This is a genomic window from Pseudomonas sp. FG35, assembly GCF_057809295.1.
This window is the reverse complement of the sequence record NZ_JBMDJR010000003.1, coordinates 428,505-445,916: the sequence shown is the minus strand read 5'-3', so window position 1 is coordinate 445,916 and position 17,412 is coordinate 428,505. Positions and strand designations below refer to the sequence as shown.

Annotated in this window: 17 protein-coding genes; 4 read left to right on the top strand and 13 right to left on the bottom strand. The window is 61.0% G+C overall.

Features of this window, described 5'->3' with window-relative positions; genetic code table 11:
* Positions 1-51: 51 nt before the first annotated feature.
* The 4 genes from lpdA to ACODTD_RS08570 are packed head-to-tail and all read right to left on the bottom strand — an operon-like array spanning position 52 to position 4,997.
* Positions 52-1,425 carry a dihydrolipoyl dehydrogenase gene (lpdA, locus tag ACODTD_RS08585; RefSeq protein ID WP_489104728.1) on the bottom strand — a complete coding sequence of 458 codons (1,374 nt, stop codon included), beginning with the start codon at positions 1,423-1,425 and terminating at the stop codon, positions 52-54.
* 4 nt (positions 1,426-1,429) lie between these two features.
* Positions 1,430-2,701: a dihydrolipoamide acetyltransferase family protein gene (locus ACODTD_RS08580; protein ID WP_011334829.1), complete on the bottom strand. Its 1,272-nt coding sequence runs from the start codon at positions 2,699-2,701 to the stop codon at positions 1,430-1,432.
* Entirely contained in the window at positions 2,702-3,760 is a 1,059-nt protein-coding gene (locus ACODTD_RS08575; RefSeq protein ID WP_003224000.1) for an alpha-ketoacid dehydrogenase subunit beta, read from the bottom strand. It lies immediately after the preceding gene.
* Position 3,761: 1 nt separating this feature from the next.
* Complete coding sequence (locus ACODTD_RS08570; RefSeq protein WP_007952906.1) at positions 3,762-4,997, bottom strand: 3-methyl-2-oxobutanoate dehydrogenase (2-methylpropanoyl-transferring) subunit alpha; 1,236 nt, start codon at positions 4,995-4,997, stop codon at positions 3,762-3,764.
* 185 nt (positions 4,998-5,182) lie between these two features.
* On the opposite strand from ACODTD_RS08570, the gene bkdR reads away from it, so the two are divergent.
* Positions 5,183-5,671 (top strand): Bkd operon transcriptional regulator BkdR, encoded by a 489-nt coding sequence (bkdR, locus tag ACODTD_RS08565; RefSeq protein WP_007915088.1) that lies wholly within the window; start codon positions 5,183-5,185, stop codon positions 5,669-5,671.
* 12 nt (positions 5,672-5,683) lie between these two features.
* Here the strand turns inward: bkdR and ACODTD_RS08560 are convergent, their stop codons facing one another.
* Positions 5,684-6,529 (bottom strand): tyrosinase family protein, encoded by an 846-nt coding sequence (locus tag ACODTD_RS08560; protein ID WP_201820282.1) that lies wholly within the window; start codon positions 6,527-6,529, stop codon positions 5,684-5,686.
* 127 nt (positions 6,530-6,656) lie between these two features.
* The gene (locus ACODTD_RS08555; RefSeq protein WP_201820279.1) at positions 6,657-7,520 is read right to left on the bottom strand and encodes an MBL fold metallo-hydrolase; all 864 of its coding nucleotides are present in this window, start codon (positions 7,518-7,520) and stop codon (positions 6,657-6,659) included.
* A gap of 98 nt (positions 7,521-7,618) precedes the next feature.
* Between ACODTD_RS08555 and ACODTD_RS08550 the strand changes: the two genes are divergently transcribed.
* Genes ACODTD_RS08550 through ACODTD_RS08540 form a run of 3 tightly spaced genes read left to right on the top strand, consistent with a single transcriptional unit; the run spans position 7,619 to position 10,050 of the window.
* Positions 7,619-7,957: an ArsR/SmtB family transcription factor gene (locus ACODTD_RS08550; protein WP_007952897.1), complete on the top strand. Its 339-nt coding sequence runs from the start codon at positions 7,619-7,621 to the stop codon at positions 7,955-7,957.
* A gap of 38 nt (positions 7,958-7,995) precedes the next feature.
* Positions 7,996-9,240 carry an NAD(P)/FAD-dependent oxidoreductase gene (locus ACODTD_RS08545; RefSeq protein ID WP_201820276.1) on the top strand — a complete coding sequence of 415 codons (1,245 nt, stop codon included), beginning with the start codon at positions 7,996-7,998 and terminating at the stop codon, positions 9,238-9,240.
* Positions 9,241-9,249: 9 nt separating this feature from the next.
* Positions 9,250-10,050 carry a sulfite exporter TauE/SafE family protein gene (locus ACODTD_RS08540; protein WP_489104727.1) on the top strand — a complete coding sequence of 267 codons (801 nt, stop codon included), beginning with the start codon at positions 9,250-9,252 and terminating at the stop codon, positions 10,048-10,050.
* Between the two features lie 48 nt (positions 10,051-10,098).
* On the opposite strand, the gene ACODTD_RS08535 is transcribed toward ACODTD_RS08540, so the two are convergent.
* The 7 genes from ACODTD_RS08535 to ACODTD_RS08505 form a co-directional block, all read right to left on the bottom strand.
* Positions 10,099-11,379, bottom strand: coding sequence for a TRAP transporter large permease (locus tag ACODTD_RS08535; protein WP_011334824.1), 1,281 nt, complete (start codon positions 11,377-11,379; stop codon positions 10,099-10,101).
* Complete coding sequence (locus ACODTD_RS08530; protein WP_108562583.1) at positions 11,379-11,906, bottom strand: TRAP transporter small permease; 528 nt, start codon at positions 11,904-11,906, stop codon at positions 11,379-11,381. Before ACODTD_RS08530 ends, ACODTD_RS08535 begins: the two co-directional genes overlap by 1 nt.
* A 79-nt stretch (positions 11,907-11,985) precedes the next feature.
* Positions 11,986-12,957 carry a TRAP transporter substrate-binding protein gene (locus tag ACODTD_RS08525; RefSeq protein ID WP_064380543.1) on the bottom strand — a complete coding sequence of 324 codons (972 nt, stop codon included), beginning with the start codon at positions 12,955-12,957 and terminating at the stop codon, positions 11,986-11,988.
* 58 nt (positions 12,958-13,015) lie between these two features.
* Positions 13,016-13,909 carry an SMP-30/gluconolactonase/LRE family protein gene (locus ACODTD_RS08520; protein WP_489104726.1) on the bottom strand — a complete coding sequence of 298 codons (894 nt, stop codon included), beginning with the start codon at positions 13,907-13,909 and terminating at the stop codon, positions 13,016-13,018.
* 41 nt (positions 13,910-13,950) lie between these two features.
* Positions 13,951-14,775: an NAD-dependent epimerase/dehydratase family protein gene (locus tag ACODTD_RS08515; RefSeq protein ID WP_011334820.1), complete on the bottom strand. Its 825-nt coding sequence runs from the start codon at positions 14,773-14,775 to the stop codon at positions 13,951-13,953.
* A 149-nt stretch (positions 14,776-14,924) separates the two neighbouring features.
* Complete coding sequence (locus tag ACODTD_RS08510; protein WP_285358366.1) at positions 14,925-16,220, bottom strand: OprD family porin; 1,296 nt, start codon at positions 16,218-16,220, stop codon at positions 14,925-14,927.
* A 171-nt stretch (positions 16,221-16,391) separates the two neighbouring features.
* Positions 16,392-17,342: a polysaccharide deacetylase family protein gene (locus ACODTD_RS08505; RefSeq protein ID WP_221614431.1), complete on the bottom strand. Its 951-nt coding sequence runs from the start codon at positions 17,340-17,342 to the stop codon at positions 16,392-16,394.
* Positions 17,343-17,412 lie beyond the last annotated feature (70 nt).

The following is a 17,412-nucleotide window of genomic DNA, read 5'->3' as shown; positions in this document are numbered from 1 at the left end:
AGCAGCAGATTTATTAGCCTGCTTATGAAAAAACTCCCCCGTGTCGGGTTTTTACAGGTGCAACGCGTGCCCAAGCGCACGCAACGCCGCTTCCTGCACCGCTTCACCCAGAGTCGGGTGTGCATGGATGGTGTCGCCGATGTCTTCCAGTCGCGCGCCCATTTCCAGGCTTTGCGCGAACGCAGTCGACAGCTCCGAGACCCCGACACCGACCGCCTGCCAGCCGACAATCACATGATTGTCTCGACGGGCGACCACCCGCACGAAGCCGGTTTTCGATTCCAGCGTCATCGCCCGGCCATTGGCCGCGAACGGGAAGTTCGACACGATGCAGTCAAGTCCCGCCGCCTTGGCCTCGTCCGGCGTCTTGCCGACGACCACCAGTTCCGGGTCGGTAAAGCACACGGCAGCGATGGCGGTCGGGTTGAATTCGCGGGTCTTGCCGCTGATCAGCTCGGCGACCATTTCGCCCTGGGCCATGGCGCGGTGGGCCAGCATCGGCTCGCCGCTCAGGTCGCCGATGGCGTAGACATTACGCATGCTGGTCTGGCAGCGGCTGTCAATCTTGATCGCCGAGCCGTTCATGTCCAGGTTCAGCGCTTCAAGGTTCCAGCCCTGGGTATTGGGTTTGCGACCGACGGCCACCAGCACCTGATCGGTTTCCAGATTCAGCGTGTCACCGTTCGGATCGCGCACCTGCAACGTACCGTCGAAACCCAGCACGCTGTGCTTGAGGTAGAGCTTCACGCCCAGTTGCTTCAGCGCGTCGTGCACCGGTTGAGTCAGTTCGGCGTCGTAGGCCGGCAGGATCCGATCCTGCGCCTCGACCACACTGACCTCGGCGCCGAGCTTGCGATAGGCAATGCCCAATTCCAGACCGATGTAACCACCGCCGACCACGATCAGGCGTTTCGGCACCGACTTCGGCGCCAACGCCTCGGTGGACGATATGATCGGCCCGCCAATCGGCAGGATCGGCAGATTGACGCTTTTCGAGCCGGTGGCCAGCACCAGATGTTCACACTGGATGCGGGTGTCGCCGACTTCCACGGTCTTGCCGTCGATGACCTTGGCCCAGCCGTTGATGACCTGAACCTTGTTCTTCTTCAGCAGCGCGGCGACGCCGGTGGTCAGGCGATCAACGATGCCGTCCTTCCACTCGACGCTTTTAGTGATGTCGAGGGTAGGCGCCGAAACGCTGATGCCCAGTGCCGAATGCTGGTTGTGATGTTGCGTCTGGTGAAACTGCTCGGCCACGTGGATCAGCGCTTTCGACGGAATGCAGCCGATGTTCAGGCAGGTGCCGCCCAGCGATTCACCCTCGACCAGAATGGTCGAAATGCCCAGTTGCCCGGCACGAATGGCCGTCACGTAACCGCCAGGACCGCCGCCGATGATCAGCAGCGTGGTGTTCAGAGATTGCATGCCATCACTCCACAAACAGGGTCGCGGGTTGTTCGAGCAGACCACGAATGGCCTGGATGAAGAGCGCCGCGTCCATCCCGTCGACCACGCGGTGATCGAAGGAGCTGGAGAGGTTCATCATCTTGCGGATCACCACCTGGCCTTTGACGACCATTGGCCGTTCGACGATTTTGTTCACGCCGACGATGGCCACTTCCGGCAGGTTCAGCACCGGGGTACTGACGATGCCGCCAAGGGCGCCGAGGCTGGTCAGGGTGATGGTCGAGCCGGACAGTTCATCGCGGCTGGCCTTGCCATTGCGGGCGGCGTTGGCCAGGCGGGAGATTTCCGCCGCGCTGTCCCACAGGCTGCGCGCTTCGGCGTGACGCACCACCGGCACCATCAGGCCGACGTCGCTTTGGGTGGCGACGCCGACGTGCACCGCGCCGAGGCGGGTGATGACCTGGGCTTCGTCGTCGTAACGGGCGTTCATCTGCGGGAAATCGCGCAGGGCGACGACCAGTGCGCGCACCAGGAACGGCAGTAAGGTCAGCTTGCCACGGCTCGCGCCGTGTTTTTCGTTCAAATGGGCGCGCAGTTCTTCAATCGCGGTGACGTCAATTTCTTCGACATAACTGAAGTGTGCCGCACGCTGGGTGGCGTCCTGCATGCGCTGGGCAATCTTGCGGCGCATGCCGATCACTTGAATCTGTTCTTCATCATTACGCTGGGCGTACGCAGCGGCGACCGGCGCCGAAGCATTCGACTGACCCTGCGCCAGATAGGCGTCGAGGTCTTCGTGCAGCACGCGGCCGGCCGGGCCGGAGCCGCGCACCAGACGCAATTGAATGCCCAGATCCAGCGCATGTTTGCGCACGGCCGGCGAGGCCAGTGGGCGCTCATCGGCTTGGCGAGCAACCATCGGGCCCTGGCAAACCGGAGCCGTACGTGGTGCGGCGGGTTTGCTTTCAACGACAGCTTCAACTTTTGGCGCGACGGGTGTTTCTTTCGCCGCAACAGGCGCCGGTTTGTCGGACTCCTTCAGATTGCCGGCGCCTTCAACCTCGATGCTGATCAGAATACTGCCGACCGCCATCACTTCGCCCGGCTGACCGCCGAGTGCAATCACCTTGCCGTGGACCGGCGACGGAATGTCGACCATCGCCTTGTCGGTCATCACGTCCGCCAGCACCTGATCTTCAACGACCAGGTCGCCAACCTTGACGTGCCACTGCGACAGTTCTACTTCTGCGATGCCTTCGCCAATGTCCGGCATCTTGATAACGTGCGTGCCCATTCAGACCTCCATGACCCGTTTCAGCGCCGCGCCCACTCGGGACGGCCCAGGGAAATACGCCCACTCCTGCGCGTGCGGGTAGGGGGTGTCCCAACCGGTCACGCGTTCGATCGGCGCTTCCAGGTGATGGAAGCAATGCTCTTGCACCAGCGACACCAGTTCGGCGCCGAATCCGCAGGTGCGGGTGGCTTCGTGAACCACGACGCAACGGCCGGTTTTCTTCACGGATTTGACGATGGTTTCCAGGTCCAGCGGCCACAAGCTGCGCAGGTCGATGACTTCAGCGTCAACGCCGCTTTCTTCAGCAGCGACTTGCGACACGTACACAGTAGTGCCGTAGGTCAGCACGGTTACGTCCTTGCCCGGACGGGTAATCGCGGCAACGTCCAGCGGCACGGTGTAGTAACCGTCCGGCACCTGGGCTTGCGGGTGTTTCGACCACGGGGTCACCGGGCGGTCGTGGTGGCCGTCGAACGGGCCGTTGTACAGGCGTTTTGGCTCGAGGAAGATCACCGGGTCATCGTTTTCGATGGAGGCGATCAGCAGGCCTTTGGCGTCATACGGGTTGGACGGCATGACGGTGCGCAGACCGCAGACCTGAGTGAACATCGCTTCGATGCTCTGGCTGTGGGTCTGGCCGCCGTAGATGCCACCGCCGCAAGGCATGCGCAGGGTCATCGGGGCGGTGAACTCGCCGGCCGAGCGATAACGCAGACGGGCGGCTTCGGAAATGATCTGGTCGGACGCCGGGTACACGTAGTCGGCGAACTGAATCTCGGCCACCGGACGCAAGCCATAAGCGCCCATGCCTACCGCGACGCCGACGATACCGCTCTCGGAAATCGGCGCATCGAACACCCGCGAGGTGCCGTACTTGGTCTGCAAGCCTTCGGTGCAACGGAACACGCCGCCGAAGTAGCCGACGTCCTGTCCGAACACCACCACGTTGTCGTCACGCTCAAGCATCACATCCATGGCCGAGCGCAGGGCCTGGATCATGGTCATGGTGGTCGTGGTCATGGCGGTTTCCAACTGAATATTGTTGTTGTGATCGTTCATGTCAGATCCCCAACTGCTGACGCTGGCGCTTCAAGTGCTCCGGCATCTCTTTGTAGACGTCTTCGAACATGGTGGCGGCGCTCGGAATCTGGCCGCCGGCGAGGGTGCCGTACTGTTCGGCCTGTTTCTGTGCGGCGATCACTTCGGCTTCGAGCTCGGCGCTGACGGCGGCGTGCTCTTCTTCCGACCAGTGGCCGACTTTGATCAGGTGCTGTTTCAGGCGGGCAATCGGGTCGCCCAGCGGGAAGTGGCTCCAGTCGTCGGCAGGACGGTATTTGGACGGATCGTCGGAGGTCGAGTGCGGGCCGGCGCGGTAGGTGACCCATTCGATCATGGTCGGGCCGAGGTTGCGGCGGGCGCGTTCGGCAGCCCAGGCGGAGGCGGCGTAGACCGCGTAAAAATCGTTGCCATCCACCCGCAGCGAGGCGATGCCGCAACCGACACCGCGTCCGGCGAAGGTGGTGGCTTCACCACCGGCGATGGCCTGGAAGGTCGAGATCGCCCACTGGTTGTTGACCACGTTGAGGATCACCGGCGCACGATAGACGTGAGCGAAGGTGAGGGCGGTGTGGAAGTCCGATTCGGCGGTGGCGCCGTCGCCGATCCAGGCCGAGGCGATTTTGGTGTCGCCTTTGATCGCCGAGGCCATGCCCCAGCCCACGCCCTGAATGAACTGGGTGGCGAGGTTACCGGAAATGGTGAAGAAACCGGCGTCCTTGACCGAGTACATGATCGGCAGCTGACGTCCCTTGAGTGGATCGCGCTCGTTGGACAGCAACTGGCAGATCAGGTCGACTAGCGGTACGTCGCGGGCCATCAGAATGCTTTGCTGGCGGTAGGTGGGGAAGCACATGTCGTCGATGTTCAAGGCCAGGGCCTGGGCACTGCCAATGGCTTCTTCGCCAAGGCTCTGCATGTAGAACGACATTTTTTTCTGACGCTGGGCAACCACCATGCGGTTGTCGTAGATCCGGGTCTTGAGCATGGCGCGCATGCCTTTGCGCAGGATCTCGACCGGAACGTTTTCAGCCCATGGGCCGAGGGCGTTGCCCTGGTCGTCGAGCACGCGGATCAGGCCACGGGCCAGGTCGGCGGTGTCGGCTGGTTCTACGTCGATGGAAGGTTTGCGCACCGTGCCGGCATCGGTCAGATGCAGGTAGGAGAAATCGGTTTTGCAGCCTGGGCGGCCCGAGGGTTCAGGGACGTGCAGACGCAGCGGTTCATACGCTTGGGTCATGGCTTCTACGCTCGATCTTGTGAATTTCTTGTAGTGAGCTGGCAGTCATTCTTCGATAAAAGAAATCTTGTCCTACAACAATCATAGGCCCGGGCAAGAAGAATATTTCTCTCTGTTTCGTTGCGCTGGAGATCATTTGCAGATAGAAATTCTGCATAAACATAAAAAACAGGTGGTTTTGTCTCATGCGCAAACTGGACCGTACCGACATCGGCATTCTCAACAGCCTTCAGGAGAACGCGCGCATCACCAACGCCGACCTTGCCCGTTCGGTCAATCTGTCGCCGACGCCGTGCTTCAACCGGGTCAAGGCGATGGAAGAGCTGGGGCTGATCCGCGAGCAGGTGACGCTGCTGGATGCAGACCTGCTGGGCCTGCACGTCAACGTGTTCATCCACGTCAGTCTCGAGAAGCAGGTAGAGGAAGCGCTGCAGCATTTCGAAGAAGCCATTTCCGATCGTCCCGAAGTCATGGAGTGCTACCTGATGGCCGGCGACCCTGACTACTTGATCCGGGTGCTGGTGCCGACCATTCAGTCGCTCGAACGCTTCATGATGGACTTTCTGACCAAGGTGCCGGGCGTGGCCAACATTCGGTCAAGTTTTGCGCTCAAGCAGGTGCGCTATAAGACGGCATTGCCGCTGCCGGCGAACGGTTTGACGCTGGGCAACTGAATCCGGTGCCGTTCACAGGTATTCATATCGATAACCCAGTTCTTCGGTAAAAAGAGTCTGCTCAATGGTGAAGCTTTGAGGCCACGGAGCGAGTTCGTTTTCGGGGTGAAAGACCAGTGTCGAGTTGCTCAGTTCCTCCTGCGGGAAAGAGGGAACGTTCGGATGCTGGTGTTTCCAGCGCTCCCAGAGCAGATCCAGATAACAATGATGCAGGAAGAATATCGGGTCATTGGGAGAGGATGCCTCCATCATGTTGCCTCCGATCCAGGCATGCACGGGATTGTGCAGTTCACGCTCGGAAAAGTTTTCCCAACCGCCCGGCTCCATCCAATAGGACGTTCTGTTCAGGGCCGAGATGACGGTTTCTGGTGACGGCAAGGCGCCGGCAGCCCCTAGATTGCGACGCAAGCCCGCATCACCGACACCCTCGTCCCATACCGAGACAATGAATGGCGACTGGTTATTGGAAAAGGGTCCGCTGGTTACCAGCTGATTCTGGGTATTGTCACCGTTGCCGCCCATGAAGTCCGAGGTGAATGGATTCTCGGCGCCGCCGATTTGCCAGTTCCAGTAGGGCAGTGTGATGCGAGGGTCATCGGCGGCGGCCTGCAGCGCCAGTTCGAACTGGCGGATCAGGACCCGGTGCCACGGATAAAACAAGGGGCTTTGATGCGGGTTGGGAACGAGCGGATTGCCACGTCCCATTGAGTTTTTGTGGATCTGAACGAAGTCATCGTAACGGCTTTGCTGACCGGGACGCAGTACGCTGTTGACGTTGTTTTTCAGCGTCAGGACCGCGTTGATGAAGGCGGCTTTTTCCTCCCGGGATAGATCCCGGTGGTTGCGGCGAATATCCATATTGCCAAATCTCCATGGGTTGATTACCCCATGAAGTCTGCCTGTCGGCCGAGATTACGCCCAGTTCATGGGATCCGACGTGACAGGTACGAATCCCCTTGATTCGAATTGCTTCACTGATCTTTTCTTACACGGAGTTGATCGGAATCTTCAGGTAAACAACGCCATTGCCTTCCGCCGGTGGCAGATTTCCCGCCCGCACATTCACCTGAATCGCCGGCAACAACAGTGTCGGCATTCCAAGTCCGGCATCCCGTTTAGTACGCATCTCGACAAACGCGGCCTCATCGACGCCGTCATGCACATGGATATTGCTTTTGCGCTGTTCACCCACGGTGGTCTGGCACTGCGAGTCGCGGCCTTGCGGCGGATAGTCGTGGCAGACATAGAGCTTCACGCTGGCAGGGAAGGCCAGCAGCTTGTGAATCGAATTGAACAACTGATGGGCGTTGCCACCTGGGAAGTCGCAACGGGCGGTGCCGACGTCGGGCATGAACAGCGTGTCGCCGACCAGGATTTGTTCGCCATCGATCAGGTAGGCCATGTCCGCCGGGGTGTGGCCGGGGACATGCAGGGCGGTGGCCTTGAGATTGCCGATCCGGAACGACTCGTTCGGCGCGAACAGATGATCGAACTGCGAGCCGTCGACGCGAAATTCCGGTTCCAGGTTGAACAGCGCCTTGAACACGTTCTGCACTTTACTGATCGATTCGCCAATCGCGATTTTCCCACCCAGTTCCCGGCGCAGGTACGGCGCGGCGGACAGGTGATCGGCGTGGGCGTGGGTTTCCAGCAGCCACTGCACTTGCAGGTTATGGGCGCGAACGAAGGCGATGATCCTGTCCGCCTGAGCCGTGCAGGTGCGGCCGGCGGCCCCGTCGTAATCGAGCACCGGATCGACGATTGCGCATTGCCCGCCATCGGCCTCGTAGACCACATAGCTGTAGGTCGAAGAGGCGGGGTCGAGGAAAGCTTCAATCAGCGCGGGCATGGACACGGTCCTGTGCAGAAGGTGGAAAGTCAGAGTTGCAACACTTTATGTAAACACATAATGTCCGCAGCTTAAGTGACGTTGAAGGCATCCTGCAAATGCAATCCAGTCTGACCGAATGTGAAGTGGCGCAACTGCGCGCCTCGGCCTCCAAGGCCTGTTCGCTGCTCAAGGCCTTGGCCAACGAGGATCGGCTGTTGATCCTGTGCCAGTTGACCCAGGGCGAGCGCAACGTCGGCGAACTGGAGAAAATGACCGGCGTGCGTCAGCCGACCCTGTCCCAGCAACTGGGCATCCTGCGTGATGAAGGGCTGGTCGCGACCCGTCGTGAAGGCAAGTACATTTTTTACGGTCTCGCCAGTCACGAAGTGATCCAGGTGATGAAAACCCTCTCCGGACTCTACTGCGGAGCCGTGCTCAAAAGCTGGGCGCAATAGACCCGGCTATCCTTGCGTGCAGCCATAAGGAACAAACAATGAACGATCAACACTGGGGCCCATCCATCAGTGCGGACATCGTGGTCATCGGCGGCGGCACTGCCGGCATCGGTTTTGTCGCGAGCCTGCTCAAGCGCGATCCCGGCCTGAAAATCACGGTGATCGAGCCGAGCACCCTGCATTACTACCAACCGGCGTGGACGCTGGTCGGCGGTGGCGCCTATGACGCCAAAGACACCGCCCGACCGATGAACAAGGTGCTGCCGCGCCAGGCCACCTGGATTCAGGCCGCCGTGACCGGCATCGACCCCGACCAGCGCCGTCTCACCCTCAACGATCAACGCACCATCACCTATCAGAACCTGATCGTCTGCCCCGGCCTGCGCCTGGCGTGGGAGAAGATCGAAGGCCTGCAGGACAGTCTCGGCCAGCACGGCGTCACCTCCAACTACAGCTATCAGCACGCGCAATACACTTGGGATCAGGTGCAGAAACTGGGCGGCGGCAAAGCGCTGTTCACCCAGCCGCCGATCCCGATCAAGTGTGCCGGCGCGCCGCAAAAGGCGCTGTACCTGTCCTGCGATCACTGGCTCAAGCGCAACGTGCTGAGTAAGGTCGATGTCGAGTTCAATCTGGCCGGTGCCGCGCTGTTCGGCGTGCCGACCTTCGTACCGCCGCTGATGAAGTACATCGAGAAATACAACGCGCGGCTGGCATTCAATTCCAATCTGGTGAAGGTCGACGGCCCGGCGAAAACTGCCTGGTTCGACGTCAAGGATGCGGACGGCAACGTTACCCGTCAGGCCAAGACTTTCGATTTGTTGCACGTCGTCCCGCCGCAGGTCTCACCGGATTTCATCGCACAAAGTCCGCTGGCCGACGCCGCCGGCTGGTGCGAGGTCAACCCGCACACCCTGCAACACCCGCGCTATCCCGAAGTGTTTGCCCTGGGCGATATCTGCGGCACCACCAATGCGAAAACCGCCGCGGCAGTGCGCAAGCAGGTTGTGGTGGTGGCGGAAAACCTGCTGGCCCTGCGCAAGGAACTGGCGTTGCCGCTGAAGTACGACGGCTACGGCTCCTGCCCGCTGACGGTGGAGAAGGGCAAGGTGATCCTCGCCGAGTTCGGCTACGGCGGAAAAATGTTGCCGACCTTTCCCCTCGACCCGACCGTGCCGCGCCGCTCCGCGTGGTGGCTGAAGGCGACGCTGCTGCCGTGGTTCTACTGGAACGGCATGCTCAAGGGCCGCGAATGGCTGACGCGTCTGTCCAGGGTCGACTGAGAACACTCTATGTTGCTGGCAAGTCTGTTTGGCGTGGTGATGGGGTTGATCCTTGGACTGACCGGGGCCGGCGGCGGGATTCTCGCCGTACCGGCGCTGGTGCTCGGGCTGGGCTGGACGATGACGCAGGCGGCGCCGGTGGCGTTGTTTGCCGTTGGCAGCGCAGCGGCGGTCGGCGCGATCGATGGCTTGCGCCATGGTCTGGTGCGTTATCGCGCGGCGCTGCTGATCGCGGCGCTCGGCGCGGTGTTTTCGCCGGTGGGCATCTACTTCGCCCATCAGTTGCCGGAAAAGGTCCTGATGATCCTGTTCAGCCTGCTGATGGTGATGGTGGCGTGGCGCATGCTGCGCCGCGAACGCCAGCAGCAGGGACCCAGCGATCATGGCCACGCCAGTTGGGGCCAGAAAAACTGCATGCTCAATGAGCAGACCGGCCGTTTCGACTGGACCGCCAAATGCACCGCGACCCTCGCGGCACTGGGCGCGGTCACCGGCGTGGTGTCCGGGTTGCTGGGGGTCGGCGGCGGGTTTCTGATCGTGCCGGCGTTCAAGCAACTGACCGATGTGCAGATGCGCGGGATCGTCGCCACGTCCTTGATGGTCATCAGCCTGATTTCCGCGATCGGCGTGATCGGCGCGTTCCATGCCGGGGTGCGGATCGATCATCTTGGCGCGTCGTTCATCGTGGCCAGCATCGTCGGCATGATCATCGGCCGCAAACTCTGCGCGCGGGTGCGGGCGAGGACGTTGCAGGTGGGGTTTGCCAGTGTGTGCCTGGTGGTTGCGGCTTACATGTTGCTGCGGGCGTGAGACAACACCTGTGGCGAGGGAGCAAGCGCCCTCGCCACAGTGATCGCGTTACAACACCAGATGCGGCAACCACAGCGACAGTGCCGGAACGTAGGTCACCAGCATCAGCACCAGGAACAGCACGGCGTAGAACGGCAGCAGCGCCTTCACCGTGCTTTCGATACTGACTTTGCCCACCGCCGAACCCACGAACAGCACGGCTCCCACGGGCGGCGTTATCAGGCCGATACCGAGGTTGACCAGCATGATCATGCCGAACTGCACCGGGTCGACGCCGATACCGAGAATCACCGGCATCAGGATCGGTGTGAGGATCAGGATCAGCGGTGCCATGTCCATCACGGTGCCGAGCAACAGCAGCATGACGTTGATGCACATCAGGATCACGTAGCGGTTGTCGGACAGGGTCAGGAACAGCGTGGTGATCTTCGCCGGGATCTGCATCAGGGTCATGATGTAGCCGAAACTGGCGGCGAAGCCGATCAGAATCATCACGATGGAAATGGTGCGCACTGTGCGGTGCATGAGTTTCGGCAGTTCACTCCATTTGTAGTCGCGGTAGATGAACATGGTGACGAAAAACGACCACAGCACGGCAATGGCCGCCGACTCGGTGGCCGTGAAGATCCCCGACAGAATCCCGCCGAGAATGATCACCATCGCCATCAGGCCCCACAAGGCTTCGCCGCAGATCTTCAGGGCTTCGCGCAGCGGGATCACCTCGCCTTTGGGATAGTCGCGTTTGCGCGCGAAAATCAGGCACAGCACCATCAGGCACGCGCTCATCAGCAGGCCCGGCACCACGCCGGCCATGAACAGCGACGCAATGGAAACGGTGCCGCCGGCCGCCAGCGAGTAGAGCACCGAGTTGTGACTCGGCGGGGTCAGCAGGGCTTGTACCGAACCGCTGACGGTGACCGCTGTGGAGAATTCCCGTGGGTAGCCCTTGCGCTCCATTTCCGGGATCAGCACCGAACCCACCGACGCGGTGTCGGCCACCGACGAGCCGGAAATCGCGCCGAAAAAGGTCGAGGCCATGATGTTGACCAGCGACAGCCCGCCACGCACGAAGCCCACCAGGACCCCGGCGAACGCCACTAGCCGCCGAGACATGCCGCCCTCGGCCATGATCGCGCCGGCCAGCACAAAAAACGGAATCGCCAGCAGCGAGAATTTGTTCACCCCGCCCGCCACCTGAATCATCAAGGCCTGGAACGGGATGTCGATCCACCACGCGCCGATCAGCGCCGACAGCCCGAGGGCATAGGCAACCGGCATGCCGATCAGGATCAGTGCGATAAAACTGCCCAGCAGAATCAATGCGTCCATCAGGCAGCCCCTTCGTTTTCTTCAACCAGGTCGAACCGCACCACGCGGCGATTGCTTTGATCGCCGAGCAAGAGTTTTTCCAGTACGAAAACCAGCGTCAGCGCACCGCCAATCGGGATCGGCATGTAAGTGATGCCGACCCGCAATGTCGGCAGGGCGCTCATGAACTGGTTCCACGTCGACAGGCACAGCTTGGTGCCCCAGATGGTCATGAACAGGCAGATGGTGCCCATGAGCACTTGCGAAACGATGCTCATGGTTCGGCGCATATTTGGTTGCAGGCGATCGGTGACCATCGCCACCGCCATGTGCGCGCCGGCGCGATAGCTGGCGGCGGCGCCGATGAAGGTGAAGACCATCATCAGCAGGATGGCGGTGGGCTCCGGCCAGCTCGAGCCGGTGCCGAGGACGTAACGGGCGAACACGCCCCAGGGGATGATCAGGGAAATGGTCAGCACCGACAGACCGGCGACCCAGATGCAGGCCATGTAGATCCGGTCATTGATGCGCAGCAGCAAATTCTTCATCGGGTTCCACCGTAACCGGGCACGCGCGGACATCAAGCGACGTCAGCGCTGCCGGGCCTTTTGCAGAGGGCTGGGAGGTTTACTGAACGGCTTCGATGCGCTTGATCAGGTCGGCGTAGGGCGCGCCGTATTTTTCACGGATCGAGGCGGTGGCCTCGTAGAAGGGTTTCTTGTCGACGGTGATGAACTCGACGCCGGCCGCCTTGAGTTTTTCCTCGCTGCTGACGGACTTGGCGTCCCACAGCGTGCGCTCCTGAGCCTGTGCAGCCTTGGCGGCTTTTTTCACCAGCGTCTGCTGATCGGGCGTGAGTTTTTCCCAGGTGATTTTCGACATCACGATCGGTTCGGGCAGGATCAGGTGCCCGGTCAGGCTGTAGAACTTGGCGTTCTGGTAGTGGTTGTGTTCAAGCAGGGTCGGTGGGTTGTTTTCCGCGCCGTCGATGACGCCGGTCTGCAGCGCACTGAAGATTTCGCCGGTGTCCATGGCGATCCCGTTGCCGCCCATGGCGTTGATGGTTTCGATGAACATCGGGTTGCCCTGCACGCGGATTTTCATCCCCTTGAGGTCTTCAAGGCTGCGCACCGGTTTCTTGGTGTAGATGTTGCGCGTGCCGCCGTCCATCCACGCCAGGGCGACGAGGTTGAATTCGGATTGAGTGATCTTGTCGAGGATCTCGTCGCCGATTTCACCGTCGATGATCTTGCGCATGTGCGCCTGGTCACGGAACACGAACGGCATGTTGAACACGTTCACGTCCGGCACCACCGGGCCGACGATGCCGAGGCTGACGCGGGCCATTTGAATGGCGCCGACCTGAGCCTGCTCGACCACTTCCTTTTCCGAGCCGAGCACGCCGCCGGGAAACATTTTAAAGGTCAGCTTGCCGTCACTTTCGGCAACCAGGGTCTTGCCCAACTGTTCTTCGGCGACCACGGTCGGATAACCGGCGGGGTGGATGTCGGCGAATTTGATTTCCAGCGCCTGGGCGGCGCTGCCGAAGGTGAGCGCGAGGGGGAGAGCGGCGGCGAGCAACGTGCGTTTGAAGTCCATGAGGGGTTCTCCAGTCTTGTTATTTTTGTGTTCAAGGCACAGCGATGCAGCAGGGGGGTTACAGCAGGTCGTCGAACAATGGCTCCGGCAGGCCTTTGACGCCGGGGTTGAGGGCGAACACGCCGCCGGCCAGCGAATGCGGGTCCTGGTCGTCGGCGGGGCGGATCGAGGTCACGAACAAGGTGTCCATCCGGCTGCCACCGAAGGCGCACATGGTGGGTTTTTTCACCGGTACCGGCAGCGAGCGGTCAAGGCGGCCTTCCGGAGTGAACCGGTGGATCAGGCCGACATCGTTGGCGCAGATCCAGTAGCAGCCATCGGCATCCACGGCAGCGCCGTCGGGACGGCCGTAAAAATGGTTCATGTCCACGAACACCCGTCGGTTGGAGGGGGTGCCGCTGGCAATGTCGTAATCGAAGGCCCAGATCAGTTGCACGTTCGGGTGCGAGTCCGACAGGTACATGGTTTTGCCGTCCGGACTGAAGCCCAGACCGTTGGGCACGATGAAGCCATCAAGCTGTGCCTCGATCGCGCCTGTTTGCCCGGCGGCGTAGCGATAGAGCCGGCCTTCGGGCAGATTCAGGCCCATGTTCAGCACCATGCTGCCGGCCCAGAACCGGCCCTGACGGTCGCAGCGGCCGTCGTTCAGGCGCATGTCCTGGCGGCTGTGTTCCACGGTCGCGAGCAGGTCGCTGTCAAGGCTGCCATCGCTGTGGGGGCGCAGTTGAAAGAACCCGCTCTCCATACCGGCCACCCAGCCGCCCCGGCTGTGTCGGGCGAGGCAGGCGAGCATCTCGGGAGCCTTCCAGGCGTGAACATGGCCAGTGTCGGCATCCCAGCGTTGCAGGCCACCGTTGGGGATATCGACCCAGTAGAGCGCATTTTCCTGCGGCACCCACACCGGGCTTTCACCCACCGCGTTGCGGGCGTCGACGATCAATTCGGCTTGCATACTCATTCCCTTGGTTTTATTGGAGACGTGAATCGCGCCGGTCAATCGCCGAACGGGCCGGCCGCAACGAAGGCCCCGCCCTGATAGATCCGCGCCGGGTCATCGCTGGCGGGCACCGGCTGCGCTTCGACCTTGTCTCGAAACACTTCGGAGGTGTCTTTGGCCTCGAAGCCGAGGTGGCTGGCGAAGCGGTTGTCCCACCACACGTCCTTGTTGGCGGACATGCCATAAACCACGGTGTGGCCGACGTTGGGGGTGTACAGCGAACGTTCGAGCAATTGGGTGAGGTCGTCGAAGCTCAGCCAGGTGTGCATCATTCGGCGGTTCTGTGGTTCGGGAAACGACGAGCCGATGCGGATGCTGACAGTTTCGATGCCATAGCGATCGAAGTAGAAACTGGCCATGTCTTCGCCGTAGGACTTGGACAGACCGTAGTAGCCGTCGGGGCGGCGAGCGGAGCTGGCGTCGAGGTGTTCGTCCTGTTTGTAGAAGCCGATGACATGGTTGGAGCTGGCGAAGATCACCCGTTTGACGCCGTGGCGGCGTGCCGCTTCATAGATATGGAATACGCCGCAGATGTTGGCGCCGAGGATTTCTTCGAAGGGGCGCTCCACCGAGACGCCACCGAAGTGCAGGATCGCATCCACGCCTTCGACCAGCTGATGCACGGCAGCTTTGTCGGCGAGGTCGCAGAGCACGACTTCTTCCCGGTCATCGATGGCCGGGGCGAGGGCGGCGATGTCCGACAAGCGCAACACATTGGCGTAGGGGCGCAGACGTTCGCGCAAGACTTTGCCCAGGCCACCGGCGGCGCCGGTCAGCAGCAGGCGATTGAACGGAGTTGGGGCGGTGGAGGTGGACGTCATGGCAATCCCTTACACGTTGTTATTAGGTTTGTTGTAGGTTGTCGTATGACTGCGCTGAAGTATCGGTAGGGTTTCCGGAACTTGTCAACGCGACTTTCGGTGTAAATGACGGAAGGCTGATTCACCTTCCGCTCATGCCATGTTCGGGTCTACAGCAAGGAAATCGGGTAACTGATGAAGATCCGGTTCTCGTCGAATTCATTGGTGCTGAAGTCCCGGCGAATCGTCGCGTTGCGCCATTTGACGTTGAGGTTCTTCAGCGGGCCGCTCTGCACGGTGTAGGCCAGTTCCGATTCGCGACCCCATTCCTTGCCATCGGTGATGGTGCCGGTGTGCACGTTGTCGCCGCTGATGTAGCGGTTCATCAACGTCAAGCCGGGGACGCCGAGGACGACGAAGTTGTAGTCGTGGCGAATCTGCCAGGAGCGCTCCTTCGCGTTGTCGTAACTGGCGTTGTAGCTGTCGTTGGCCAGGGTGCCGCCGCTGGTGCCGTTGACGCGCATCCAGGCATCGTCGCCGCTGAGCTTTTGCAAGCCGATGTAGAACGTGTTGCCGCCGTATCTGGCCGAAAGCATGGCGAACGCGGTTTTGTTGTCGAGGTCGCCGGCCTGGGCGCTGCCGTCCTCCTTGCCGGTGAAGAAACCGAGGTTGGCGCCGAGTGTCCAGTCGCCCAGTGGCTGGCTGTGGTTGAGGTTGAAATACTGCTGCTGGTAGATGCCGCTGAGTTCGGCGTACCACACACCGACGAGCGTGCGCTTATCGTTGAAGGTGTATTCGCCGCCGCCGAAGTTGAAGCGGTCGGAGGTGAAGGCGCCGCGGCCGTTCATCGACATGTCCTCCATGCTGGCATCGTTGCGTGGGCTGTTGCCGCGGAACTGGCCACCGTAAAGGGTCAGGCCATTGATTTCGGTAGACGTGATCTGGCCGCCGCGAAAGGTCTGGGGCAGTGATCGACCATCATCCGAGCGCAGGATGGGCAGCACCGGCATCCATTCACCCACCTTCAATTCGGTCTTCGACACCTTGGCCTTGAGCGCTACACCCAGGCGCCCGAAATTGTCCGCCGGGCGCCCGTCATCGTGGATCGGTAGCAGTTGCGTACCGCCGGTGCCTTTGCCGCCATCGAGCTTCTGCGAATACATGCCCAGCACGTCCAGGCCAAAGCCGACCGTGCCCTGAGTGAAACCGGATTTGGCGTCGAGGATGAAGTTCTGTGTCCACTCTTCAGCCTTGCCCTGTGGGTAGTTGGGGTTGACGAAGTTGCGATTGAAGTAGGCGTTGCGCAGGTTCAGCGTGGCTTTACTGTCTTCGATGAAGCCCTCGGCATCGGCGCTCATCGGCAAGAAGAGGGCCAGACTGCTGCAACCGATCAGGCTTAGGGTGGAACGCGGGCGGGGGATAGAAAAACGGGACGTGCGGACGGAATTGCAGACGAGTGTGCTCACTGTGACGCTCCCTGTTTCATTTGTTGTTTTTATTATTTGTTATACGTCGTCGTACAACATGGTTGCGGATATTTGCGAGGTTTTCCGGAAATGTCAACAGGGCGTCGTACGATGACTTTGGGTGAGCGGGCAGCCCTCAAAGCGCTGTGAAGAGGGCTGCTTTCGGCACGTTTACTGGTTGTAGAGCGCTTCAGTGTTATCGATCAGGGGATTTTTTTCGGTCAGCACGATCTGGGCGATCTGATCCTTGCGCATGAAACTCACCTTCGAATGCGACTGGGCGTACCGGATGAAGCGCTCCATGGCTTCGACCATCGCCGGAGTACCGCCGATGCGATCGTGCAGACTCACCGACATCATCCGCCGCTTGCTCGCGCCTTCGGCGTAGAGGCGATCGAATTCCAGCACCAGTTGCTGATAGAACTGCTCGGCGGAGAAGTGCCGACCCTCAACCAGCACGATGTCGTTGTTGCGCAGGGTGTATGGCACCACGGCAAATTTACGCCCGCGAACCATGGTCACAAACGGCTCGTCACGGCTGACGTCGTCAATGTGGTAGGTGAAATTCAGATCCTGCAGCACCTTCAGCGTATTGGGGCTGCGGCGCAGCCAGTTGGCGTTGTAGCCGACCGAGCGCTGGCCGGTGATTTTCTCCACCGCTGCGACACCGTCGCCGATGAACTGTTTTTCCTGGGCGTAGTTCATGTTGTACGAATCGGCCCAGCGCATGCCGTGGGCCGCCAGTTCATGACCGCGCTCGGCGATTGCCTTGGCCAGTTCCGGGTGCTTGAGCGCCGCCTCGCCGACCACATGGGAGGTGACTTTGATGCCGGTGCGATCCCACAGATCGAGCATGCGCCACAGGCCTTCCTTGTAGCCGTAATCGAACCAGGTCTGCGCCGGCAGGTCCGGATAGCCTTTTGGCAGCGGTGTGCCGGAGAACGGACTTTCGGCGCCCTCGGGCTGGCCGCCGGTTTCGAACTGCATCGACACCGAAATCACCAGTTGCGAGCCATCCGGCCACGGGCGTTCCTGAGCGAAGGCGAGGGCGGGCAGCATCAGCGCGGCGGCCAGCAGGTTTTTCAGCAGACGCGGGGAGCGTTGCCAGCGGGGAGTGGTCATATCGGGCACCTTGCAGGTTGAGAAGTGCTGCAAGGTTGGCATCCGCTACGCTTGGGAAAAATCCGCTGCG